11 protein-coding genes are annotated in these 24,240 nt (G+C 70.8%); 6 read left to right on the top strand and 5 right to left on the bottom strand.

Annotation, left to right across the window (positions count from 1 at the left end; all coding sequences use genetic code 11):
• Positions 1-99: 99 nt before the first annotated feature.
• Positions 100-4,329 (bottom strand): Ig domain-containing protein, encoded by a 4,230-nt coding sequence (locus O2L01_RS03625; protein ID WP_270120463.1) that lies wholly within the window; start codon positions 4,327-4,329, stop codon positions 100-102.
• A 401-nt stretch (positions 4,330-4,730) separates the two neighbouring features.
• Here O2L01_RS03625 and O2L01_RS03620 point away from each other — a divergent pair, with 401 nt between their 5' ends.
• The 3 genes from O2L01_RS03620 (at position 4,731) to O2L01_RS03610 (ending at position 8,935) form a co-directional block, all read left to right on the top strand.
• Entirely contained in the window at positions 4,731-5,552 is an 822-nt protein-coding gene (locus O2L01_RS03620; protein WP_270120461.1) for an SDR family oxidoreductase, read from the top strand.
• A gap of 42 nt (positions 5,553-5,594) precedes the next feature.
• Positions 5,595-6,926, top strand: coding sequence for an MFS transporter (locus O2L01_RS03615; protein ID WP_270120458.1), 1,332 nt, complete (start codon positions 5,595-5,597; stop codon positions 6,924-6,926).
• A gap of 107 nt (positions 6,927-7,033) precedes the next feature.
• On the top strand, positions 7,034-8,935 hold the full coding sequence (locus O2L01_RS03610; RefSeq protein WP_270120455.1) for a helix-turn-helix domain-containing protein: 1,902 nt from the start codon (positions 7,034-7,036) through the stop codon (positions 8,933-8,935).
• 5 nt (positions 8,936-8,940) lie between these two features.
• Here the strand turns inward: O2L01_RS03610 and O2L01_RS03605 are convergent, their stop codons facing one another.
• Positions 8,941-10,110 (bottom strand): acetyl-CoA C-acyltransferase, encoded by a 1,170-nt coding sequence (locus tag O2L01_RS03605; protein WP_270120452.1) that lies wholly within the window; start codon positions 10,108-10,110, stop codon positions 8,941-8,943.
• A 171-nt stretch (positions 10,111-10,281) separates the two neighbouring features.
• On the opposite strand from O2L01_RS03605, the gene O2L01_RS03600 reads away from it, so the two are divergent.
• On the top strand, positions 10,282-12,210 hold the full coding sequence (locus O2L01_RS03600) for an acetoacetate--CoA ligase (RefSeq protein WP_270120449.1): 1,929 nt from the start codon (positions 10,282-10,284) through the stop codon (positions 12,208-12,210).
• Positions 12,211-13,958: 1,748 nt separating this feature from the next.
• On the opposite strand, the gene O2L01_RS03595 is transcribed toward O2L01_RS03600, so the two are convergent.
• From O2L01_RS03595 to O2L01_RS03585, 3 genes are all read right to left on the bottom strand, one after another.
• Positions 13,959-16,262, bottom strand: a complete 2,304-nt coding sequence (locus O2L01_RS03595; protein ID WP_270120446.1) for a beta-galactosidase — start codon at positions 16,260-16,262, stop codon at positions 13,959-13,961.
• On the bottom strand, positions 16,259-19,615 hold the full coding sequence (locus tag O2L01_RS03590) for a DUF5107 domain-containing protein (protein WP_270120443.1): 3,357 nt from the start codon (positions 19,613-19,615) through the stop codon (positions 16,259-16,261). The genes O2L01_RS03595 and O2L01_RS03590 overlap by 4 nt, the downstream gene beginning before the upstream one ends.
• A 77-nt stretch (positions 19,616-19,692) precedes the next feature.
• On the bottom strand, positions 19,693-21,192 hold the full coding sequence (locus O2L01_RS03585; RefSeq protein ID WP_270120441.1) for an MFS transporter: 1,500 nt from the start codon (positions 21,190-21,192) through the stop codon (positions 19,693-19,695).
• A 449-nt stretch (positions 21,193-21,641) separates the two neighbouring features.
• On the opposite strand from O2L01_RS03585, the gene O2L01_RS03580 reads away from it, so the two are divergent.
• Positions 21,642-22,862 (top strand): glycosyltransferase, encoded by a 1,221-nt coding sequence (locus O2L01_RS03580; protein WP_270120440.1) that lies wholly within the window; start codon positions 21,642-21,644, stop codon positions 22,860-22,862.
• Between the two features lie 155 nt (positions 22,863-23,017).
• Positions 23,018-24,139: an NADH:flavin oxidoreductase gene (locus O2L01_RS03575; protein WP_270120439.1), complete on the top strand. Its 1,122-nt coding sequence runs from the start codon at positions 23,018-23,020 to the stop codon at positions 24,137-24,139.
• Positions 24,140-24,240: the final 101 nt, after the last annotated feature.

Here is a 24,240-nt window from a genome sequence, read left to right as displayed (position 1 = left end):
CCACCCCCCCCCCACCCCCCCCCCCCCCCCCCCCCCCCCCCCCCCCGCGGGCGCCCCCCCCCCCCCCCCCCCCCCCCGCGCCCGTTTCCCATGGCGCCGTTAGGCCTTCGTCAGCCCGGCGATCGCGTCGGCGAGGGCCGAGGCCGCGGCGTCCACCTCCTCCTGCGAGGCGCCCTTGTCATCCTTCGAAACCTGGGAGGCGTCGCGCGCGGCGGCCATAGCAGCCCACGAGTCCGCCGTCCAATCGGCTTCGGTCAGCGCAGCCGCGTCGCCCAAGAGCACGCCGAGCCCCGTCTTGTCGATGACGGTGACGCGGAACTGCAGCTCCGCGACATTGCAGTAGCCGTTGCCGCCGCTGATGCGCAACGCCCCGAACTCGACCGGTTCGGCCAGCGGCACCGTGTTCCAGCCGCGCACCGGCGTCCCGGTGTTCGCGAACGCCGTCCACGTTGTGCCGCCGTCGTTCGAGCCGTCGATGGACATGTTGGTCGCGCGGTTGGCTGCGGTGTCCTTCGGGAAGTACCTGAGGCCCACCACCCGGAACTCGGTCCCGTCGGTCGGGAGCACGGTGTTCGTGCACGACTTCGTGGTGGTGTCGGTCCAGGTGCCGGTGCTCCCGTCGAACATGCGCCAGCCGTTGTCGGCCGCGTCGAGCGTGCCGTCCCAGCTCACGGTGCTCGCCGTGACCCAGCTCCGGTCGATCTGAGCGGGCGCCTCGGTCACCAAGGGGTCCAGCAGACTCCAGGCGTCGATGAGCCGTCGCGCGAGCGCGTCCTCGTCGGCGCCTTCGGCTTCGCGGGCCTCCCTCACGGCCGCCACTTCGCGCGGGAACACGATCCGCGAACCGCGCGTGTACTGCTCCAGGTCGACGGCGTCGGCCTGCGCCAGCACGGTGTCGAGGTCGCCCTCGACCTCGCCGAAGAGCCTGAACTCGGCGATCGAGATCGCGTACCGGTTCCGCACCCGCAGGTACCGGTACGGCGTGTCGTCGTCGGTCTCCAAGTTCTGCCAGTCGGCGCCGCGGAACGCCGGGTCCGTCAAGGTCGTCCAGTGCTCGAGGTCGTTGGAGCCCTGGAAGACCAGCCCGTCGATGAGACCGTGGAACCGGAGGTCCTGGTTGGTCAGGAAGTCGACGCGGTCGAGGTCGATGCCGCGGCCCTCGCCGAAGTCCCAGGTCACGTGGTACTCGCCGGTGGAGCCGCTCAACGCGCCGATGGTGTCGGCCCGGCCGTCGAGCATGAGCGCGGCCTGCGCCTCCCTTGTGGGGTCTGGCGCGCCGCCGTCGTCGACGACCTCGGTGAACCGGGCCGGGTCCACGAGGTCGCGCTCGTCGGAGAAGTACAGCGCCGAGAAGTCGGTCGTCCCAAGCAGTGTCGGGTCGTCCTCGCCGTCGGCGGTCGTGTAGTCGATGCTGATCGGCACGTAGCCGACCGGCTGGTCCTCGCCGAACTCGAGCGCGGCCTTCCAGGACAGGCCGTCCTCGCTGGCCGCTTCGACCTCGTGGCCGCCGATCTGGACCGCCACGTCCTCGATCGGCTCGTCGCTGGTGAACGCGAGTTCGGCGGTGTCGCCCGCGACCACCCGCTCCCGCAGTGCCTCAGGGGAGGTGAGGGACACGGTGTCGATCGCGCCCGGCACTTCGACGCGCTCGCCCATGATGTGGAACTCGTCGACGATCCAGATGCCCGGGTACGCCGGGTCGTTCGGCGGCGCGGGCTCGTCGACCTGCAGCTTGAGGAACCGGAACTGCTCGCCTCGGTGCTCCTCGACGACGGGGATGTGCTCCCAGAGGTTCGTCTCGGTGGTCGGCCGCTCCGACAGGAGCTCCCAGTTCCTGCCGTCGTTCGAGCCGTACACATTGGTTCCGGCCGAGCGCATCGCGAACGCGTACGGGCCCTGGAACGCGAACTCCTCTGCGGCGACCCGGAACCGGGTGCCGAAGTCGAGCTCGAACGAGACGTGCAGGAGGTTCCCGGTGTGGCCGGGGCGCACGACCGTGTCCACCTGCGCGGCGGTGATGTCGTGGGTCGCGACCATGCCGCCGGAGATGTCGAGCCCGCCGTCCGCCAGGCGCGGGTTGAGCAGCTCGATCGTCTCGGCCGCGTCCCGCAGCGCCTCCAGCGCCGCCAGGAACTCCGCGTCCGTGCCCGACTCCGAGGCCTCCTTGGCCTCGCGCAGGACCGAGTCGAAATGCGCGGCGCTGGCGGTCGTGTACACGGCGTCCGGGTCGTAGAGGTCCGCGAGCAGGGCGTCGATCGTCTTGGGCCGGTTGGCCGCCACGACGAGCTCGAACGTCCTGGTCTCGGCCGTCTGCCCGTCGTCGGCGACGATCTGCACGTTGTGACGGCCGCGGTCGCCGTCGCCGGGCGTCCAGGTGAACGCCCCGGCGTCGAACGAGGCGCCCCCGGGCAGGCCGTTCGCCTGGTAGGTCACGTTCCCGCCGGTGTCGACCGCCGAGAGGTCAAGGGAGCGTTCCATGTTCGCGGTGAGGTAGAGCGTGCTGTCCGCCTGCTGGAACTTCGGCGGCGTCAGGTCCTTCGCCCCGGTGACGATCACACTGTGGAGGTCCACAGTGGTTCCTTCGGCGCCGGTGAGGCGGAAGAAGTTGACCGGGTTGCCGGACGCCGGGTAGGCGACGTACCGCCATTCGCCTCCGGTGTCGGGCAGGTCGCGCTCGGCCAAGGTGCTCGCGGGCGCCTCGTTCGGATTGACGCCCGAGGGATCGGGGTTGTGGAGCACTTCCAGATGCGCCGGGCCGTCGCTGCGGTACCGCAGGCCGAACACGGCGTCCTTGCCGAACTCGATGCGGGTCATGACGCTGGTCGTGCCCGCTTCGCTGAGGCTCGCGCGTGCGAACGTCGCGCCGTCCTCGGTGACCAGCTCGGTCCGGTCGTCGAGCAGCAGTCCGGCCTTGTCGAACGTCCACGCGGGGTCCTCCCGCACGGGCGGCGGCTCGGTCCCGGCCAGCTCCTCGGGGAACGCCACCCAGTACTCGGGGTTCTTGTCGCCCGAGCCCCAGAAGTTCGTCACCGAGGCGCTGCGGTGGAACATCGGACCATCCATACGGGACGCCAGACGGGCGAGCCACGGCGCTTCGGTCTCGACGTCCACGCCGCGCTCGATCTTGTACTCGTAGTACAGCTCCGCGACCGAGATCGTGTTGTAGATCCGGCCCCGGTATGAACCGGAGACCGTACCGGGCCAGTCGTCGCCGCGCTCGTCCACCCACGGCATCCAGGCGCCCTGCATGTACCGGTAGAACTGGTCGGCGCCCTTGAGCAGCCGCTGCCCGAGGAAGTCGTAGGCGCTCACCGCGTCGTCGGCGGTCGAGACGGTGCCGGCGGTCGGGTCCACCTTGGTGCCCTGCACCTCCAGCATCCGCGCCAGGCCGGCGAAGTTGTCGATGTTGCACTCGCCGTGGGCCTGGTCGCGGCCCATCTCGCGGACCTGCACGAAGTCGTAGCCGTACGGGTTGATCGGGTTCTCGGCCTCGATGAGCGGCATCTGCTCGGCCATCGAGCCGTTGTCGTACGCATCGTCGCCCTCGTTGACGGTGTACCACTCGACGCCGGTGGCGTACCCCTCGGCGTCGTCGGCGTAGATCGCGGTCGCGATCCGTCCGAACAGGCCGAAGTTGTGCTGGTTCATCCAGGTGTGGTTGGAGTACAGGAAGGTCTCCACGACCGGGTTCGCGAAGTTCCCGAGCAGCCGCTCGTCGTCCTCGGCGCTCCAGACCACGTCGTAGCCGTCCTGCTGCCCGGGAGTGTCGTCCGCGAGCGGTTCCGTGGCGCGGATGATCTCGGCGGCCATGAGGAACTGATACAGCGGGTGCCCGGTGTGGATGTGTGCGTCGGGGAAGTACGTGTAGCCGTTCGGGTCCATGTCGGCCCAGACGCGCAGCGCCTGGATCGCGTTCTTGCGGTAGACCTCGTCGCCGGTGGTGACCCACATGAGGGACTGGGTGAGCGCGCCGAAGGAGTCGTTGGTCTCCCGGCCGCGCATCCCGGCGTTGTCGAAGATCCTGGTCCGGGCCTTGTCGGGTTCGGCGGCGGACAAGGCGTTCGAGGCCCGGAAGGCGGTGGACGCGAAGCCGGTCCTGCTCATCGCGTCGAAGTAGGACGCCCACGGCTCCTGGCCCGAGCGGACCATCTCCTGGGTGGTCCGCAGGTCGTCCGCGGACAGTCCGATGCCGGGGTGGACGAACCCGGCGTCGCTCGTCGTCTCGTTGACGGCGACCACGTTGCCGGTGATCGGCCCGGTCGGCTCGGCGGCGCGCGCCGGCGAGGACACCACCGCCAGACTCGCCACGATCGCCAGTACGACGGTCACGACCAAAGGTCGTGAACGTTCACTGATCTTCGTTGATCTCATTGCGATTGATCCTCCTCGGGGCGGCGCGGAGGGGCGGGGCCGTCGCGCCGGAAGTTTTGAGAAATCGTTATCTCTCGATATATGCTAGCGACGGCGAGGGTGCGAGGGCAAGGCTTCGCTTGATACCGGTTTCCAGAAAATGCCGCAGGAATGATCCGATCACTCGCCGCCCGACCGCCGGGATTCGCTCCGCGATGACCGAAGCGATGCAAGGTGAAGGCCCGAATCATCGAGTCTTTCCGGCCCGCGGCCAACGGTCGGCTGCGCCGTCCGGTGGTGCCGGAACCCATGCCACGAGCCGGAACTGTGGGTGATCGCCACATGGTCATGACGAACCCGTTTCCATAGCATTTACCGGCATGGATGATGTAACGACCGTCACTGGGGCTTCGCTCGCCTCGGACGCCTTCCTCTCTGGACGGACCGCCCTGGTGACCGGGGCCGGCTCGGGGATCGGGAAGGCCTGCGCGGTGGCGCTGGCGGCGGCGGGCGCCCGAGTGCACCTCGTCGACCGCGACGCCGAAGCGGTCCGTGAAGCGGCGCTGCTCGTCGGCGGTGAGGCGCACGTCGCCGACCTCGCCGACGCCGAAGCGATCAGGTTGCTGCCCAACGCGATCGACGTGCTCGTCAACAACGCCGGCTTCCAACACGTCGCCGAGATCATCGATTTCCCGCCCGAACGCTTCGACCTCATGCAGCGGGTCATGGTCACCGCCCCCTTCCTCCTCATGCGGCACTGCCTCCCGCACATGCGAAGCCGGGGCTGGGGCCGGATCGCCAACATCTCCAGCGTCCACGGGCTGCGCGCCAGCGCCGCCAAATCCGGCTACGTGGCGGCCAAGCACGCCCTCGAAGGGCTCAGCAAGGTCGCCGCCATCGAAGGCGCCCCGCACGGCGTCACCAGCAACTGCGTGAACCCCGGCTACGTGCGCACCCCGCTCGTCGACCGCCAGCTCGACGACCTCGCCGCAGGCACCGCAGGCACCGCCGGCTCCGCCGGCCAGACCGGCACTGCCGGGCGGGACGAGGCGCTGGCGTCGGTCCTGCTGGGACGCACGCCCCTCAAGCGGCTCGTCGAACCCGAGGAGGTCGCCGCCGCCGTCGTCTGGACGTGCCGCCCGGAGGCGCGCTCGGTGACGGGCGCCTCGATGACCATCGACGGCGGCTGGACCGCCACGTAACCACCCGTCCCTCCCTCTCACACAAGGAATCCAGGTACAGCCATGTCAAGCCCGACCGCGACCGCGCCCTCCCGCGCGGGCGAGCGCCGCACCGGCGTCGCCCGCATCGTCACCGCCAGCCTCATCGGCACCACCGTCGAGTGGTACGACTTCTTCCTCTACGGCTCGGCGGCCGCCCTCGTCTTCAACACCCTGTTCTTCCCCACGCACGACCCGCTCGTGGGCACCCTCATCGCCTTCGCCTCCTACGCGGTCGGGTTCCTCGCCCGCCCGCTCGGCGGCCTCGTCTTCGGCCACTTCGGGGACCGCTTGGGCCGCAAGCGACTCCTCGTGCTCAGCCTCCTCATCATGGGCGCGGCCACGTTCGCGATGGGGCTGCTGCCCACGTACGCGGCGATCGGCGTCGCCGCCCCGATCCTGCTCACCGCGCTGCGCCTCGTGCAAGGGTTCGCCCTCGGCGGCGAATGGGGCGGGGCGGTCCTCATCGTCTCCGAGCACGGCGGCGAGCGCCACCGCGGCTTCTGGGCCTCCTGGCCGCAGGCCGGCGCGCCCGGCGGCAACCTCCTCGCCACCGGCGTGCTCGCGGTCCTCGCACTGGTGCAGACCGACGAGACGTTCCTCGCCTGGGGCTGGCGCGTCCCGTTCCTGCTCTCGGGCGTGCTCGTCGTGATCGGCCTCTGGATCCGCATCTCCGTGTCGGAGTCGCCGGTGTTCCTCCATGCGCAGGCCGAGGCCGCCGCGTCCGGCGCGACCCGCAAGCTCCCGATCGTGCAGGTCTTCCAGCAGTCCTGGCGCGAGGTCATCGGCGCGATCGGCCTGCGCTTCGGCGAGAACATCTCGTACTACATCCTCACCACGTTCGTGCTCGTCTACGTGACGACCCACCTCGGACTCGAACGCGGCCTCGCACTCAACGCCGTCCTCATCGCCTCCGCCGTGCACTTCGCCGCGATCCCGCTCTGGGGCGCGCTCTCCGACCGCATCGGCCGCCGACCCGTCACCCTCATCGGCGCGATCGGCATGGCCGCCTGGGCGTTCGCGCTCTTCACGCTCACCGACACCGGCTCGTTCTGGATCATCTGCGCGACCGTGACGACCGGCCTGCTGTTCCACGGCGCCATGTACGGTCCGCAGGCCGCGTTCGTCTCCGAGCTGTTCGACACCCGCGTCCGCTACACCGGCGCCGCGATCGGCTCGCAGCTCGCGTCGATCGTCGCCGGCGGCGTCGCCCCGCTCATCGCCGTCGCGCTCCTCGGCCGCTACGACTCCGCGTTCCCCGTCGCGCTCTACCTCTGCGGCGCGGCCGTCGTCACCGCGATCACCGCCGCCGTCATCCGCGAGACCCGCGGACGCGACCTGACCGTGGACTTGTAACGCCCGGCCCTGGCGCGCCACCCGTTCGCGAACTTAGACTCGGCCGTGCGGCGGACCCCCGCACGGCCGAGCCGGCCGCGCCGCACCCCCGACGAAGGAGCCCGCCCGTGCCCGCCCGAGACGACCGGCCGACCCCCGCGACCGCGGCCCTGGGACGGCTCTTCGCGCTCCTCGCGGCCGACGCCTCCGAAGACCAGCTCGACGAACCCGCCCGCGACCTCGCCGCCGCCGGCGCCACCAGCGCCGACCTCGCCGCCGTGAACGAGGCGACCGCCGTGGCCCGCACGATCCGCCGCACCCTCGTGCAGCGCCGCCGCCGCGAAGCCGAACTCGCCGCGCTCTTCGACACCGCGGGCGACCTCGCCGCCCTGCGCAACCTCGACTCCGTCCTGCGCGCCATCGTGCGCCGCGCCAAGACCCTCCTCAACGTCGACGTCTCCTACCTCAGCCTCCAGGACCCCGCCGAGGGCGACACCTACATGCGCGTCACCGACGGCTCCGTCTCCGCGAAGTTCCAGCGCCTGCGCCTCGGCATGGGCGAAGGCCTCGGCGGCCTCGTCGCCGAGACCGCACTGCCCTACGCCAGCACCGACTACGCCCACGACACCCGCTTCCACCACACCGGCCCCATCGACGAGGCCGTCACCGAGGAAGGCGTGCGCGGCATCGTCGGCGTCCCGCTCCGCGTGGGGGAGACCGTCATCGGCGTGCTCTTCGCCGCCGACCGCACCCCGCGCGACTTCACCCCCGACGACGTCGCCATGCTCGTCTCCCTCGCCAACCACGCCGCCGTCGCCATCGAGAGCGTCCGCCAGCTCGAGGAGACCCGCGAGACCCTCCGGGACCTGCGTCAGGCCGCCGAGACCTCCGCCCGCCTCAACAGCATGCTGCGCCGCGCCGAAGCCGCCCACGACCGGCTCACCGGCCTCGTCCTCCGCGGCGGCGACGTCGCCGACCTCGCCGCGGAGGCCGCCGGCCTCTTCGGCGGACCCATCGGCATCTACGACCCCGCCGGCGCCGAACTCGCCCGCGCGGGCGAAGGCCCGGTCCGCTTCGCCGCCAACGGCATCGACGACTCCCAGACCGGCCGCGGCGCCGTCCTCACCGGCGGCCTCTGGGTCTGCGCCGCCATGGCCGGATCGGAACGCCTCGGCGGCATCGTCCTCGGCGGCCGCCCCGACCTCAGCGACGAGGACAAGCGCCTCTTCGAACGCACCGCCCTCGTCACTGCGCTCCTGCTCCTCCTGCGCCGCTCCGTCGCGGACGCCGAAGACCGCGTGCGCGGCGAACTCCTCGACGACCTCCTCACCGAATCGGCGCGCCGCAGCGGCTCCAGCCTTGCCCTGCGCGCCGGGAAACTCGACGTCGACCTCCACCGCTCGCACGCCGTCCTCACCATCGACTGCGACGCCGCGGTCCGCCCCCGCCTCGCCTCCGAGGCGAAGCGCTGGGCGCGAACCGAACACGGACTCGCCGGGAGCCGCGACGGCCGACCCGTCCTGGTGCTCCCGACCGAGGACCCGGGCGCGCTGGCGGTCCGCCTCGCGCCCTGGTTCGGGCGCGCGGCGGGCGGCCCGGTGACCGTCGCGGCCTCGGCCGCCGTCACCGGCCCCGACCGCCTGCCGGACGCGTACGACCAGGCCGCGCGCTGCCTCGAAGCGATGCTCACTCTCGGCCGGAAGGGCCAGGGCGGCAGCATGGAGCAGCTCGGCTTCGTGGGCCTGCTCCTCGGCGAGGCGGACGGCGTGACGGCGTTCGTGCGCCGCACCCTCGGGCCGGTCCTCGACTACGACGGCAAGCGCGGCACCGATTTGATCGGCACGCTGGAGACGTACTTCGCGTGCGGGCGCAACCTCGCCAAGACGAAGACCGCGCTGCGCGTGCACGTCAACACCGTCTCCCAACGGCTCGAACGCATCGCTGCGGTCCTCGGCGACGACTGGGCCGGACCCGAACGCTCCCTGGAGATCCAGCTCGCGCTGCGCCTCCACCGGCTCGCCGCCCGCTGACGGGTCTACCTGGCGCGCAACACCATCGCGTCGCCCTGACCCCCGCCGCCGCACAGCGCGGCCGCACCGACCGTGCCGCTCGGAAGCCTGCGGGACAGGGTCTGGACGAGCCGGGCCCCGCTGGCCCCCAGCGGATGCCCGAGCGCGATCGCGCCGCCTCCGGGATTCACACGCTCGGGATCGACGCCGAGCGCGTCGACCGAGGCGAGGGCGACCGCCGCGAAGGCCTCGTTGATCTCGACGGCCTCCAAGTCGCCCAAGGCGACCCCCGCGAGCTCGGCGGCCCGCCGGATGGCGTTGGCCGGCTGGTAGAGCAGCGAGGTGTCGGGACCGGCGACCGTGGCGTACGACAGGATCTCCGACTCCCAGGCCAAGCCCAGCTCCTCGGCCCTTGACCGGGTCGTCAGGACGAGCGCCGCCGCACCGTCGTTCAAGGGGGAGGAGTTCCCGGGGGTGAGCATCCCGCCTTCCGCGAACGAAGGCCGAAGCGCCGCAAGGGCTTCCAGCGACGACTCCCGGGGGCCTTCGTCGGCGTCCACCACGCCCCGGCGAGTCTCCACGGGCGTGATCTCACCGGCCCGCGCGGCGGCGTCCTTGGCGGCCTTCTCCTGGGAACCCAACGCGAACTCGTCCTGCGCGGCCCGCGTGAGCCCCGCTTCGCGCGCGTCCCGCTCGGTCGCCGCGCCCATCGCGATGCCCTCGTAGGCGTCGGTGAGCCCGTCGAACGCGGCGTGGTCGAGCATGGTCACCTCGCCGTACTTGAACCCGCGCCGCGACTGCGGCAGCAGGTGCGGCGCGCGGCTCATCGACTCCATGCCGCCCGCGACCACGAAATCGCAGTCGCCCGCGCGCAGGAACCGGTCGGCGATCGCGATCGCGGTCAGCCCGGAGAGGCATACCTTGTTCACGGCGAAACTCGGTACGTGCATGGGGATCCCGCCCGCGACGGCCGCCTGCCGGGCCGGGTTCTGGCCCGTCCCGGCGGGCAGCACATGCCCCATGACGACCTGCCCGATCAGCTCGGGCGCGACGCCGGACCGTCCGAGGGCGGCCTGGATCGCGATGCCGCCCAACGCAGGCGCGGGGATATCGGCGAGAGCCCCGTTGAACCGGCCCACGGGGGTCCGGGCGGCGGCGAGGATGACGGTGGTCTCGGAGCGGTTCGCGGTTCCCATTCCCGCATAGTAGGAAAACCGAGGCGAGAAAGCCATAGGCGGAATCCCCACAACGCCCTGCGCCGGTGTGTGGCCGCGACCCACTGCACGAGCCGCCCGCATGAGGCAAGATGGCCTGCGACTTCTACGATCCTCGGGCCGCTGCGCGGTCCGCACCTGGGGAGGTGACCGGTGGCCAGCGATGTCCTCTGGGTTCCGAACGGCGAGCGCGCCGCCGACATCGACCGGTTCGCCGACTGGCTGGCCGATCGCACCGGAGAGCGAGCGGCCTCCTATCAGGACCTGTGGCGGTTCTCGACCGACCGCCCTGCCGCGTTCTGGGGCGCGGTCTGGGAGTACTACGGACTCGGCGGGCCCGTCCCCGAGGACCGCGTCCTGCCCGAGGCCGCGATGCCCGGCGCCTCCTGGTTCCCCGGCGAACGCCTGAACTGGGCCGAGGCCGTACTCGCCGCGCCCGGCAAGGCCGACACCGACACGGTCGTGAAGGCCTATTCGGACACTCGCGAGACCTTCGCATGGTCCTTGGCCCGCTTGCGGTCCGAGGTCGCCGGATTGCGGGCCGGCCTGCTCGAGGCCGGGCTCGGCCGCGGCGACCGCGTCGCCGCCTGGATGCCGAACGTGCCGGAGACCTACGCGCTGGCGCTCGCCTCAGCTTCGATCGGCGCAGTGTTCACCTCGTGCGCTCCGGAGTTCGGCGCCCGCGCCGTGATCGACCGCCTCCGCCAGGTCGAGCCGGCGATCCTCTTCGTGACCGACGGCTATCGCTACGGCCGCAAGGAGATCAGCCGCGCCGACGACATCGCCCAGGTGGTCGCCGCCCTCGACGGCGTGCGCAAGACGGTGACCTTCACGTATCTCGACGACGGCACGGTCGTCGGCGATCGCTGGAGCGACTTCGCTTCGGCGGCAGGCGAGCTCGCGTTCGAGTCCGTCCCGTTCGACCACCCGCTGTTCCTCCTGTACTCCTCGGGGACCACGGGCCTGCCGAAGGCGATCGTCCACTCCCACGGGGGCATCGCCCTGGAGCACGCGAAGATGCACGGCCTCCACCATGACCTCGGCCCCGGGGACCGGTTCTTCTGGTACTCCACCACCGGCTGGATGATGTGGAACTACCTCGCCTCCGCGCCGATCGTCGGTGCCTCGATCGTCACCTTCGACGGCGCGCCCGACCCCGAAGGCCTCTGGCGGCTCGTGGAGGACTCCGGCGCGACCTACTTCGGCACGAGCGCGCCGTTCCTCATGGCCTGCAGAGACAGGGGAGTGGTCCCCAAGGACCTCGCCGACCTCTCTCGCCTGCACGGCATCGGCTCAACGGGAGCGCCCCTGCCCCCGGCGGGCTTCGACTACGTCTACGAATCGATCTCCGCCACCGCTCAGCTCCAATCCCTCTCGGGCGGCACCGATCTGTGCACCGGCTTCGTAGGAGGCGCCCCGACTGTCCCAGTCCGGAGAGGCGAACTGTCCTGCCTGTGCCTCGGCGCGAAGGTCGAGTCGTACGACGCCAACGGAAACCACGCCATCGGCCGCGAAGGCGAACTGGTCATCACCGCGCCGATGCCGTCGATGCCCGTGGGTCTGTGGGGCGACGAGCACGGGAAGCGCTACCGGCAGGCTTATTTCGACGCGTTCCCGGGCGTGTGGTGCCACGGCGACTGGATCACCATCACCGAGCACGGCTCGGCGATCATCACCGGCCGCAGCGACGCGACCCTCAATCGCGGCGGCGTCCGCATGGGCACCGCCGAGTTCTACGCCGTCGTCGAATCCCTTGCGGGCGTGGCCGACTCACTCGTGGTCCACCTGGACGAGCAGGACTGCCTCATCGTCTTCATCGAACCCGAGACCGAACCAGAGACCGAACTCGACGCCGACCTCGAACACCGGATCAAGGCCCGCATCCGAGCCGAACTCTCCCCGCGCCACGTCCCCGACACGATCATCGCCGTCCCCAAGATCCCGCGCACCCTCACCGGCAAGAAACTCGAGGTCCCGGTCAAACGCCTGCTCAACGGCGCGCCGGCCGACGAGGTCGTCGCCAAAGGCGCCCTCGCCGACCCGACGGCCCTCGACGTCTTCGAAGGCATCCTGGACCGCTAGCCTCGGTCCCGATCGATCACATCGGGCGCGGCATGCCTCGCGCGTTTTTTGCAGGGGCTGGTTGAGGGCTGGATGCGCTGGCCGGGTGGGTTTGGGGCGGGGTTCGGGCGGGCGGCGATGGTGGGGTGTGGGGCGGGGTCGCATTTGGGGTGGCGGGTGTGGTGGTGGGTTGCGGTTCGGGCGGGCGGCGATGGTGGGGTGTGGTGGGGGCGGGTTGTTTCCTTGGGGCGCAGTGGGGTTGGGGCGAATGTGAGGGTCTTGTACCCCTGTGGGTGATGACAACCGGGCACTGCACGAGGGATGATTGATGTACGCACAGGGATACGGAAAACGTACAGGTGGCGATTAGGTGCAAGCAGACTACGCCAAGCCTCTGGCCGAAACCCAAACCGGATGATTTTCCCGAGCCTCGTCAGCTCAGTCTCTTCGTGCTATCGGGTTCCACAGCGGACCACGGCCCCTGCGAAAGGGGGCGTGCTGGGTGGGAGATCGTTGGTCGGGATCACCTCGACCGCGGCAGTGCTCTGAACGAGGCACACACTGGTAAGACCGCCAGCATGAACAGTGATGCCAGACCAGGCAATAGAGGACCTGGTCTCCCCATCACCCTCATGCGAGGCAACGCAACACCCCCGCGCACTCGCATCATCTTGACGCGCGCGGGAAGGCCAAATCCCGGCTAGTGCACCACGGTGCCCGTCTGGAAGCTAGACCCCGCACCGGTATCCATGGTGCGCAGGGAATCCACCACCACCGCCCGGTAACTGTGGTGCCCTCCGGAAGACAACCCTTCCGAGAGCGGAACCGCACAGGCAGTGGCCGAGGCGAGAACGGGAGCAAGGACTCCCAGGCAGGGAGGGAAGGAACGGCCACCAGGACTGTCACGGTGAAGACCTGGCCCTGAGAGGCAACCATCAGTGCCTCTCAAGGCAGTGGAGGTGGTGCCGACAGGCATCACGCACCCGGACCGGCCCACCAACATACGGGCCTATGGGCTTGCGGGCCAGGTGAAGTCGGGCGGTGGCGGCGAGGAGCGCCGGGGCCGTTGATCGGTACAGGCATCGGCATCGGGATTGTGCGAGCGCGAAGGGAGGTGAAGCAGGATGAGGTATCCGGGTTGGACTGCGCTGTGCGGGAGCTGGCACCGACAGGCTTTGATCGGCAAGAGCGGGCCTGCGAACGCCGCTGCCCTGACAGCAGCGGCACGGTCACCGTCACCGTCACCGCCACGATGGTCGTCCGAGTCTCGGCGGCGAATCTCGGAACCGCCACGGCCGTCCGAGCCTCCGACGCGAACCTCGCGACCACCGCACCCCATCCCACACCACCCGGCGGTTGGCTCGCCCGAGCGTCCCAGCCGCACCGGCCCCGTCGATCGTGTCAGGCGCTTTCCAGGCACAGTCCAGAAGACGGCAACCGTCCTCGGGCATCCCGCACACCATCCCGTTGCCGCCCGCTTGAACCGCATCCGGACACGACCTCCGTCCCGACAACGCGGCCGTAGGCGTCTCCCGCCTCCCCATCGCTGACTGCCTGAACCGCAACTGGACACGACCCCCATCCCGGTAACAGCACAGGTGGGCCGCAGGTTGAGTGCCAGCTTCTCAGAGGCAGGACCTTCGAATGTGGACAGGACCGGAGCATGTTCCTGCGCGGACGGGGCGCGCGTGTCGATCGGGTCTCCGAGCCAGGCGGTGTCCTGAAGTGCTCTGGTCATGCCCGGAGCCTGCCCGGTGGCTCGGCACCGCTCAACCGGCTTCCAGCGATACGAGCCCGTGGAGGCGGGTCTTGCCGACTCGGATCATGGTGGCGGCGTTGATCGTGACGCCGTCCTCGAAGTCCCGCACGGACGGGTCGACCCAGGCTCCGGTCGCGCGGCTCCACGGCAGCAGTTCGAGCCGAAGGCCGTGCTCGGCGAGCGCGTCTCGGTGCGGGGTGAGGTCGATGTCCCAGACGCGGCCGTGCCAGAAATGGTCCGAGACGAGCCGGTCTCCGACGAAGGCGCGGCCGGTGTCTCCGGTCCAGTCGAGTCGGAGCAGCGCTTTGTCTGCTTCCATTGCGTCGGAAGGGATCTCGAGGTGGACGATCGCGGCGTTCGTGTAGTCGTCAGGAGCACTGAGGCGGTTCATGGGGCCGCCGCGCCGCGGCTCCGGCACAAGGCCGTGCTCGGGGCGGCGCTCTACCTCCAGTGGCACGGAACCGCCTCCAGTGGCGACGGTCCATGATCTCCAGCGTCCATTGGCGCTGACTTCTGCGCCGTCAAGGCCGTCGGGCGCGGGCAGCAATGCGACGGTCGCACTCGCTGCCTCCGACTGAACGATGAGGTCGCCGCCGTCCGCGTACACCGGCGCGTCGGCGAGAACGAGGCGGTCGCGACCGGCGACGTGCAGCCTGTACAGGCGGTTCGCGCTCGCCTCGTCGAGCACGAGCAGCCGCACACCGGGAAGCTCGACAAGACATTCCGGGCCGGGCGCTGTCGGAAGCTCCACAGCAGTGCCGTCGCCCAGGATGATCTCGACCGGGATCGATTCGACGGAGGCGAGGACGACAATGTCGCCCTCGTCGTCGCCGATGCGGGTGAGGAGCTGCGCTGTGGCGCTTCGCAGTTTGAGGTCCGGAGTAAGCGGGTAGCGCAGGGGCCAGGCCAGCGAGATCCCGGAGGCTAGTTCGACCGGGACGCTCGGAACGGTGACCGTCTCGTCCTCGAACTCCACTGTGAACTGGACACCGTGCTGAGCAGCGAGGGGCCGCTTGGGCGGCTGGTAGGTCGTGGCGAACAGGTAGCCGCTCCGACCGTCCGCGCGCACGGCCCAGCGCAGTTCGGCCGGGTCGTCGCTGCCGCCGCCGATGCTGGTGGTCATGGCCGCGAGCCGGTGGCCGTCCTCCTGGAGCCACAGGTGCTGGCGGCGCAGGTAATGATGGTGCGGGCGGATCTGGCCGTGCTCGCCGATCGGGGCGTGGAAGTCGTAGGAGAGCGCGGGCACGTCGTTCGGATACCCAGTCGCCTGCGATTCCTGTTCGGTCCCTTGGGGTCCGGTGCGCTGGGTGCCGCCCGCGTACATGTAGTAGCCCTGCCAGACCGAGCCCGAACCGATCTTGGCCAGCGCCAGCGCCGCCACATCCTCACCCGAGACGAGCGGGCGCCGGTGGTACGCGACGTGCATGCCGCCGCCGAGTTCACAAGTGGCGTACGGCAACTTGCCGTCCAGGTCCGCAGCGTCCGATGCCGCCACACCGTCCAGGGCTTCCCTGAGATCGGCGCCGACGGTGAGGTCGTCACGGACCTCGCTGTAGCAGAAGTGGACCGGGGCGAACGCGGCCCACTCGGTGGTCTCGTCCTCCCAGAAGCCCTCGGCGTAGGCACTGTAGACCGGCAGCAGCGTCTCGGGGACCTGCGCGCCGCCCCAGCCGGTGGCGGTCCAGATCGGAACGCGGAGGCCGAGCTCCTCGGCGAGGTCCCGCAGGGCCGCAAGGTGCTCGGGCTGGTCGTAGAGCTCGTTGTCGATCTGCGCGCCGATCACGGGCCCGCCTTCGGCATGGGTCAGGCCCCGCAGTCGGCCGATGGTCTCGGCGTAGAGGTTCCGGGCCTGCGCGAGGTAGTCCGGATCGTTGGTGCGGGTCTTGAGGCCTTGGGCGACAAGCCAATCGGGGAAGCCGCCGTTGCGGTACTCGCCGTGGGCCCAGGGACCGAGGCGAACGATGACATCGAGGCCGTGCTCAGCGGCGAGTTCGACGAACGCGCGCAGGTCGAGGTTGCCGGTCCAGTCGAAGCGCCCGGGTTCGGGCTCGTGGGCCGCCCAGAACACATAGGTGGCGATCGAGTCGAGCCCGCCGGCGCGGGCGTGGCCGAGGACGTCGTTCCAGCGGTCGCGGGGGAGTCGCGAGTAGTGGATCTCCCCGGTGATGGGGAACCAGGGGCGGCCGCCGCGTTCGAACCAGCGGCCGGTGACCTCGATGCGGTCCGGCGCGCCTTCGGACTCACCGAACGGCAGATGGCCGCGCGGCGGCGCTGGCACGCTGTGGACGAACAGCCTGCGGGCTGGTTGGTTCATGTCGTTCCTCTGCGGGCGGTGCAAGGGGCGGCGACCGCGCGGGCGGCCGTGTTCAGCGGTTCGCGTTCGAGTGCTTCGGCGGCAAGGAGAGCGGCGCGCTCGGCTTCGCCGTCGAGCGCTGCCAATTGTGCCCGCAGCACCAGCACGCGAACGTCATGCGCCGCCTGGAGGTCGGCGGTGAACAGCAGCATCGACGGCAGTGAGGTCGCGAAGTAGTCGATGCGCGCGGTCTCCTGGGCCTGTGCCTCGACGTAGCGGGCGAGGTCATCGCGTAGCGCCTGCGCTTCGTCGGCTCGGCCGAGGCGGCGGAGTGCGGTGGCGGCTGCGGCGGTGTGTTCGGAGTGGGCCTGGACCTGCATGGTCTGGAAGTCGCCCTGCTGCCTGGCGGCCTGCTCCCAAGCGGCGCATGCGGATTCGTCGTCGCCTGCCGCGGCCAGGGCGTCGCCCAGGGCGAGCTGAAGGTCGGCGGTGTTGGCCAGCGGATGGCGGGCCTCGCCCAGGTTCGGGATCGGCGTCAGCGCTGCCTCGGCATGTGCGACACCGGTTGCACTGTCGCCCTTGGCGATGGCCTCACGGGCGAGAACAAGGTGCGCGGCCTCCCAGGCGGCGAGCACGCGGCCCTCCCCGCCCTCCCAGGGTTGGAAGGAGCGTCCTTCCAAGACCTTCAGTGCCTCGTCGGCGCGGCCGGTGGCGGTCAGCAGTTCGGTGAGCTGCACGGAGAGGTCGTCGCGCTGCTCCACCAGGTCGAGCCGGCTCTCGAACGCCGCCAGGCGAACTGCCGGGGCGACGCCGCGACGCGCGTCGAGCTGATCGGACTCGTAGAGCAGGCGGGCGTCGTCGGGAGCGGTGGCGCGGGCGCGCTCGTACCAGCGCGCGGCGCGCTCGGGATCGCGGTCCACATTATGCGTGGCCATGCCGAGGTTCCGCAGCACCACCGGGTCTCCAGTCTCGGCGGCGGCCTCCCAGGCTGCGATGGCCTCCCGGTGGCGGCCTGCGGCGTAGAGGCGGTGACCGGCGAGTCCGGCGAGCACCGCGTCCCCGGGACGGCGTGCGCGCAGGCGCGCGAGGGCGTCGTCCTCGGTGTGCGAAGGGAAGCACCAGGTCCGGTCCAGTTCGCGGACGCGTTGCAGCGCAAGGTCGGCGGACGCTTCGTCGCCGCGCTCGAACTCGAGGTCGGCGCGGTGAACCCATGCGAGCGGCGCGACATTGACCGCTCCGGGGGCCGGCATGAGCGTCGCTGCGGCGTCGAGGAGGTCGATCGCGGCCTCGTCTTCACGGATGGAGCGGTATTCGAGGGCGACGTCGAGCGCGATCGACGGGTCGTGGGTCGGCTCACGGTCGCCGCCGAGCCGGCGGTCGAGATCGCGGGCCCAGGCGTCGAGCGGGTTGCCTCGCAAGGTCTCCCGCACGATCACGGCCGCTTGCGTCGGGTCGTCAACGCGCAGCCACGCCACCGCGAGGAGGTTGCGGCCCTGCCAGTGGCGGGGGCTGCGGTCGACCAGCGCGGTGAGGTCGGCGGCGGCCGTCTCGTTTCGTCCGGCTGCGAGGTCCAGGCGCGCGGTCGCGACCGCGGCGGCGTCGGCCCAGGCCTGGTCCCAGAGGGCTTTTCCGAAGGCCTCCTTGGCTTCCGCGTCGCGGCCCTGTCTGGCGAGGACGAGGCCGAGCCGGTAGTGCGCCTCGCCGTCGCGCGGGTTCGGGTTGCGGCGGGTCAGCCGCTCGACGGCGGTACGGAGGCGCCGCTCGGCCTCCTCGAGCCGCCCGGCCTGGAGGAATCGGGCGGCGAGCGCGGTGTTGGAGCGGGCGTCGCCCGGGTCGCGGCGCAGCGCCTCCTCCCAGTACGGTTCGGGCGCCCGCGTGGCGTGCCGGTACTGGGCGAGGTGGAGGCCGGTGAGGTACAGCTCGTCGGTGGACTCGATGTCCGCCGGGAGCGGCGGTTCCGTCGCGGGCTCCACAGTGGGCGCTTCGTCGGGCTCGGGCCGGGGCCGCCAGGAGACGAGGACTCGGCCGTCGTGCTCCACGGCGAGTTCGCAAGCGGTCGGCTCGATCGCCGCGTCCGCGGTGAACTCGTGCAGGTGGGGAGCCCCGGGGGCGAGGTCGACGACGGCCTCGCGGAGTACTCGATCCCGTTCGCGCAGAACGATCTTCGCTCCGGGCCGCAAGGTCGTGACAGCGGCGGCGATGCGAATCCCCGTCCCGTCCACGTCGAGGCGGACCGCGGCATCGAGGGTCGCCTGGTGCACCGGGCCGGTGTCCTGGATCGGGTACCAGTACTGGGAGAAGGTCCTCGACTCGCCTGGCGCGAGGAACGCGAAGTCGGGCTGGTTGTCGGTGAAGACCCCCGCCATGAGCTCCACATAGGGCCCGCCGGTGTCGGTCAGGTGCGCGTCCCAGGCCCAGCCGAACGGGGCGTTGCCCCAGGTCCACTGCTTCTTGCCCGGCGCGATGCGGTGGTCGGCCCAGTGCACGAATCCGGCGCCCGCCCCGTGGTCGTAGCCGCCGAAGAAGTCGTCCTCGCTGCCGAGGCACATGTACGAGGTCGGCACGGGGATGTTCCGGTACCGGTCGAGCCGGTCGCCGCCCGGCCGCCGGGCCGGGTAGTCGACGCCGTAGTAGTGGCCTCGGGCCGCGGGGAATGTCGTCGTGGCCCGCTTGGCGTGGTCGGCGACCACGCTCACATCGGTGGGGAAGAACGACTGGTAGTCGTCCCCGGCCTCGGCGGCGACGTTGGCCCACCACAGGAAGGTCTGCACCTCGTCGGTGCGATTGACGAGGTGCCCGCGCAGTTCGATGAGCGCCGAGCCGGGGCGCAGCCTGATCCCGTGCATGCCCTGCATCCGCGCGAACGGATCGTGATCGGAGCACCAGACGGTCACGGTGCCATCGTCTTCGGTCTCGATCAGCGCCTCGACGGGCAGGTGCGTGGCGGGCCGGTGGTGCTGCGGCCAGTTGAACTCGACGCCGCCGGAGACCCATGGCCCGGCCAGGCCCACGAGTGCGGGCTTGACGACCTCGTTGCGGTAGAGAAAGTCGTAGCCGCGCGTCTTGTCGAGTCCGATGTGGATCCTGCCGCCGAGCTCCGGCAGGATCATCAGCCGCACGTACTCGTTCTCCAGGTGGATCGCGTCCCACCGCCGCGGGGCCTTCTCTCGCGCGATCGCGTCGATGAACGGCAGGGGGTAGACCGCACCCGAAGACCCCTGGTAGACGCGCTGGTCGAGATACGCGGGGTACCGGTCGGGCGCGGCCGGCGCGTAGGTGTCGATGGCGACCGGCTCGCGCCACGCCTTCACCGGCGCGCCGCCGAGCGCGGCGGGGGCCTCGGGCAGGACGATTCTCGACGACTCGGATGGCATGAATCGACCCTAGAAGCGTCTGACATGCCCGTCGATGGTCATTCCAACGACGGGCATGGACGAAACGACGATTGCGCTCAGCCGGTTGGGCTCTCGGCGTTCGCCCGGCCCCGCACGAGCTGCAGCGCCAGCACGATCCCCATCACCGCGAGGCCGAAGAGCGCGACCGCGCGGAACCCGGCGGTGAAGGCGTCCTGGACCTGGTGCAGCAGAGCGGCATCGTTCCCGGCGCTCCGGAAACCGTCCACCCAGGACTCGTCGCTGCCGGCGATGCCCATGTGCGACCGGTAGACGACGGTGCCGATCGAGCCGAGCACGACCAGGCCTGTCGCGATGCCGATCTCGTTGGCGGTCTGCGCGAACGACGCGGCCGAACCGGCCCGCTCCTCAGGGGCGCGGGAGATGATGCCGTTCATCAGGAACGGGAACGCGGCACCGATGCCGCCCGTGGTCAGCACGCCCCCGCACACCAGTGCGACGAGACCGGCCCCGCCGGTCGAGACCAGCGCGTACGAGGCGAACCCGGCGGCCATCAGGACCAGGCCGCCCGCGACGACCTTCCCGGGCCCGACCTTGCCGCCGAGCCAGGGCCCGAGGTTGGAGCCGACCATCATCGCCACGGTCGCGGGCAGCAGCCACAGCGCCGCCTGCAGCGGCGAGAACCCGCCGGCGTTCTGCAGCAGGAACCCCGAGAACAGCGAGATCCCGCCCATGAGCAGCGCGGTCAGGAACAGCACCCACATGGCGCGGGCGACGCCCGGCACGCGCAGGAGCGAGAGGTCAACGAGCGGGTCCGCGCTGGCGCGCTGGCGGCGCACGAACACCCAGCCGAGCGCGAGGCCGGCGATCGCGGCGGCCCCGGTCCGCCACGACCAGCCGTCGCCGACCGCGAGCTTGAGCGCGGCCACCAGCAGCAGGATCGAGGCGAGGCACAGCGCGGCGCTCGTGAAGTCGATACGAGTCGCCTTGGGGGACTTGAACTCCGGGAGCATGCGCGGCGCGGCGACCAGCGTCACGAGCATGACCGGGACGCCGAGCAGGAACACCGAGCCCCACCACCACTGCGCCATCATCAGCCCGCCGATGACCGGCGCGGCGGCCATGGCGGTGAGGAAGCAGGTCATGAACGCGCCCATGGCGGCGACGCTCTTCTTCGGGTCGGGGAAGATCAGGCCGATCAGCGCCATCGAGGCGGGGATGATCGCCGAGCCGGCCACGCCCATGACCGCGCGGGTGGCGATGACCATCCACGGCTCCACCGAGAACGCCGCGATCGCGGAGGCGACGGCGAAGACGGCCGAGCAGATCACGATGAGGCGGCGACGCCCGATCCGGTCGCCGATGGCGCCCATGGTGATCATCGTGCCGCCGACCATGAAGCCGTAGATGTCGTTCATCCACAGCAGCTCGGTCGGGGTGGGGTGCAGGTCGGCGGCCATCTGCGGCAGCGCCACGGTGAGCACGCTGATGTCGATGGCGATCAGCATGGTCGGCAGGGCCAGCAGCGCGAGCGCCAGCCGCGGATCGATCGCGCGGCGACCTGTCGGTGGTGTCGTCTTCGGGGCGGTGATGGTCATCCGGAGTGCTCCTGGTTCACGGGGCGCCTCGGGTGACGCCGTCATTGTTGAGACGGAGCGGGAGCCGTGGATTCATCGCCGGAGGGCGAACGAACCCTTCAGGTGGTGTTCGACCTGCGAATCGGCTGCTCGGTCAGGAGGGCCGCAGCGATCTTCCGGGTGCAGGAGGAGCGATCACTCAGGGAGTTCGACGCGCGCGCGATGGCCGACACTCACCAAGGGGCCGTTGCCATGATGCTCGGCGATCTCGCGGAGCACTCGGAGATCGAGCCGCACGCTCGCCGATCTACCGCCGGGAGGGATCGAATCGCGTCGAACCGCATCCGAACACGTTCCCTCCCACTCTCATTGTTTATCACCCCGAGTCCGCGGCGACCTTCACCGGGCTCCGGAAATGGCCTCTGACCTGGGGCAGAATGTGCCGTACCTGCGAACAGAGGAGACAGGGAATGCGCGTATTGCTCACCTCCCGCGGATCGCGCGGCGACATCGAACCGCTCGCCGGACTCGCGGCCCGCCTCACCGACAAAGGCGTCGACGTCGTCCTCGGCGCTCCGCCGGACCCCGAATTCACCGCCCTCGCCGAGCGCTCGGGCGCCCGGCACCTGCCGATCGACTCGCCCATCCGCCAGATGGTCCAGAACCTCGCCGCCGGAGCCGGCCCCAGCATCCAGCAGCATGTGCTCGAGATCCTCGAATCCCACGGCCCGGCGTTCACCGCCGTAGCCGAAACCGGCTGCGACGCGTTCATCGCGACCGGCCTCTTCCCCGTCGTCGCGGCCGCCCAGGCCGTCGCCGAACGCCACGGCATCCCGTTCTGCAGCGCCGCGCTCCAGCACACGGGCCTGCCCTCGCCCGCACAGCGCCCGCACCCCATGCCCGGCTGGCCGCTCCCCGAGGACGTGAGCGACAACCGCGCGCTCTGGGAGTGGGACAAGCGGAAGATGCAGGCGATCTTCGGCGAGCCCGTCAACGCCTACCGCGAATCGATCGGCCTCGAGCCGACCGAGGACGTGCGCACCCAGACGTTCACCGACCAGCGCTGGCTCGCCACCGACCCGCTCCTGAATCCTTGGGAGTCAAGCGATCTCATCGAAGTGGTCCAGACCGGCGCGTGGATCCTCCCGGACGAGCGGCCGCTCCCGGCCGACCTGGAGGCCTTCCTCGACGCGGGCGAACCGCCGGTCTACGTCGGCTTCGGCAGCATCCCGGTCCGCGACGCCGAGGACACGGCCCGCGCCGTGGTCGAGTCCGTGCGCGCGCACGGCCGCCGCGCGGTGCTCTCCCGCGGCTGGGCCGAACTGGCCCCGATCGACGACCGCGACGACTGCTTCGCCGTCGACGAGATCAACCAGCAGGCGCTGTTCCGGCGCGCGGCGGTCGTCGTCCACCACGGCGGCGCGGGCACCACCCACACCGCGACCCGTTCGGGCACACCGCAAGTGGTGGTCCCGCAGATCGTCGACCAGCCCTACTGGGCCGGCCGGGTCGCCGCCTTCGGCATCGGTGCGCACCACGAGGGGCGGGTCCCGACCACGGAGACCCTCACGGCCGCACTCGACATCGCCCTCGCCCCTGAAGTCCGGGACCGGGCCGCCGACGTCGGCGCCCGCATCCGCACCGACGGCGCCGAGGTGGCCGCGAAACTCGTCCTCGAGATGGTCGAATAGCACCATGCATCGATCGCATCTATCGGTTCACGCAAGATCTGGCATTGGACTTATGCATCGATCGAAGGGACGCTTGTCTGAGCACGACCGCGCGTACGGCGCGCGGCAGTGCGAAGCGGCCCACTCGACACCCAGCGCTCCCAAGGAGAACCACCGTGAACGACCACACCACCACCACTGAGCGGGCCGCGCGGCTGCTCGCCCGTCCCTATGCGATCAACGGCCTCGGGCTGCGCAACCGCGTCGTCATGGCGCCCATGACCCGGGAGTTCTCACCGGGAGGCGTGCCGACCGAGGAGGTCGCGGCCTACTACGCGCGCCGGGCCGCCGGCGGCGTCGGCCTCATCGTCACCGAAGGCACCTACGTCGGCCACGAGTCGACTTGGGCGAGCCACAATGTGCCGCGTTTCCACGGCGAGGCGCAGCTCGCGGGCTGGCAGCGGGTCGTCGAGGCCGTGCACGACGCGGGCGGCAGGATCGTGCCGCAGCTCTGGCACGTCGGCGTGACGCGCGATCCCGGGACCGGCCCGGTGCCCGACGCCGATGTGCTGAGCCCGTCGGGCCTCGGTGCCGACGGCGCCCCGAAGGGCCGGGCGATGACCCAGTCCGACATCGACGCCGTCGTGACGGCCTTCGCCGAGAGCGCGGCCGCCGCCGAGCGCATCGGCTTCGACGGCGTGGAACTGCATGGCGCCCATGGCTACCTCATCGACGAGTTCCTGTGGGCCCAGACCAACCGGCGCACGGACGCCTACGGCGGCGACCTGACCGCGCGGGCCCGCTTCGCCGTCGAGATCGTCGCGGCCGTCCGGGCGGCGGTCTCGCCGGAGTTCCCGGTGAACTTCCGCTTCTCCCAATGGAAGGGCGGCGCCTACGACGCCCGGCTCGCGAACAGCCCGCAGGAACTCGAGCAGCTCCTCACGCCGCTCGCCGACGCAGGCGTGGACGCCTTCCACGCCTCGACCCGCCGCTACTGGCTGCCCGAGTTCGACGGCAGCGACCTCAACCTGGCCGGCTGGACCAAGAAACTCACCGGCAGTCCCGTCATCTCGGTCGGCTCGGTCGGGCTCGACAAGGAGTTCATGGGCCCCGACGGCATGGCCTTCCAGCCCGGCACCACGGGCATCGAGAAGCTCCTCGACCGCATGGAGAACGACGAGTTCGACATGATCGCCGTGGGCCGCAGCCTCATCGCCGACCCCGAGTGGCCCAACCGGATCACCAGCGGCGAGAGCACCAACCCGTTCAGCGCCCAGCTCCTGGGCACCCTCAACTAGCCACTTGCCCGCGATGAGCGGTGTCGGGGGGGTGCGGCGACGCACCGCCCCGAGTCGGTCAGCCCACCGGCCCCCGCGGGGTGGGCCCGCCGTGGGGGGTG

It is taken from the genome of Glycomyces lechevalierae (genome assembly GCF_027622945.1).
Taxonomy (GTDB): domain Bacteria; phylum Actinomycetota; class Actinomycetes; order Mycobacteriales; family Micromonosporaceae; genus Glycomyces; species Glycomyces rutgersensis.
Note: the sequence above shows the minus strand (reverse complement) of the source record. Positions and strands in the feature narration are given on the sequence as shown.

Excerpts from the sequence above, each read along its gene's own strand:
- O2L01_RS03615 (WP_270120458.1), top strand. The coding sequence starts at position 5,595 with ATGTCAAGCCCGACCGCGACCGCGCCCTCCCGCGCGGGCGAGCGCCGC.
- O2L01_RS03590 (WP_270120443.1), bottom strand. The coding sequence starts at position 19,615 with ATGCCATCCGAGTCGTCGAGAATCGTCCTGCCCGAGGCCCCCGCCGCG.
- O2L01_RS03580 (WP_270120440.1), top strand. The coding sequence starts at position 21,642 with ATGCGCGTATTGCTCACCTCCCGCGGATCGCGCGGCGACATCGAACCG.
- O2L01_RS03620 (WP_270120461.1), top strand. The coding sequence starts at position 4,731 with ATGGATGATGTAACGACCGTCACTGGGGCTTCGCTCGCCTCGGACGCC.
- O2L01_RS03585 (WP_270120441.1), bottom strand. The coding sequence starts at position 21,192 with ATGACCATCACCGCCCCGAAGACGACACCACCGACAGGTCGCCGCGCG.
- O2L01_RS03595 (WP_270120446.1), bottom strand. The coding sequence starts at position 16,262 with ATGAACCAACCAGCCCGCAGGCTGTTCGTCCACAGCGTGCCAGCGCCG.
- O2L01_RS03605 (WP_270120452.1), bottom strand. The coding sequence starts at position 10,110 with ATGGGAACCGCGAACCGCTCCGAGACCACCGTCATCCTCGCCGCCGCC.